General features: G+C 27.8%; 1 protein-coding gene. It reads right to left on the bottom strand.

The genetic code is table 11. The features are described 5' to 3' along the window. Positions 1-197 precede the first annotated feature (197 nt). On the bottom strand, positions 198-540 hold a 343-nt coding region (locus V6U76_RS05435), incomplete at its 5' end, for a hypothetical protein (protein WP_333024130.1).

Genomic DNA, 540 nt, shown 5'->3' with positions numbered 1-540 from the left:
CTATAAACTAATTGTTGATATATAGTATATATTATTCATAAATTTTCTATGAAAACGTCTATCTATAGCAGTAGTAAGAAAACCTTACTAATGTTCTGTATCACTCTTCCATACAAGTATATCTAAACCTGAAATATGAATAATCCACAATCCCATGCTGCAATTTGTATTTTACTTGCAGGTTCTACAGTAATATTTTATAGTGAAAATTGCACTTCTTTACTTTTTACATTAACAGTTTCGTAACTATTTTTAGTTGGATTCTGGTCATTAGTTAAGTTCTTATCATTAATTACTTTCGGTTCATCTAGAATCTTTTCAATATTGCTTTTTAAAACACCTAAAAACTTATCTCTTTGTTTAATGCTCTGGCAAGTTTTGTCTACTAATAAATGTAAAGCCTTAGATATTTTAGAAAACTCACCATTTATTAGATACTCTCTAATTTCCGATTGTAATGTTGTGCAATCAAAGTTTATATTTCTTACTGATATACCAGATTTTACAGCCGCACTTTTAAACGCTAATTCTGGATTAGAA

The sequence above is a fragment of the Wolbachia endosymbiont of Pentidionis agamae genome, assembly GCF_036711655.1.
Lineage (GTDB): Bacteria > Pseudomonadota > Alphaproteobacteria > Rickettsiales > Anaplasmataceae > JAZHPY01.
This window is presented reverse-complemented; position numbering and strand designations above follow the sequence as displayed.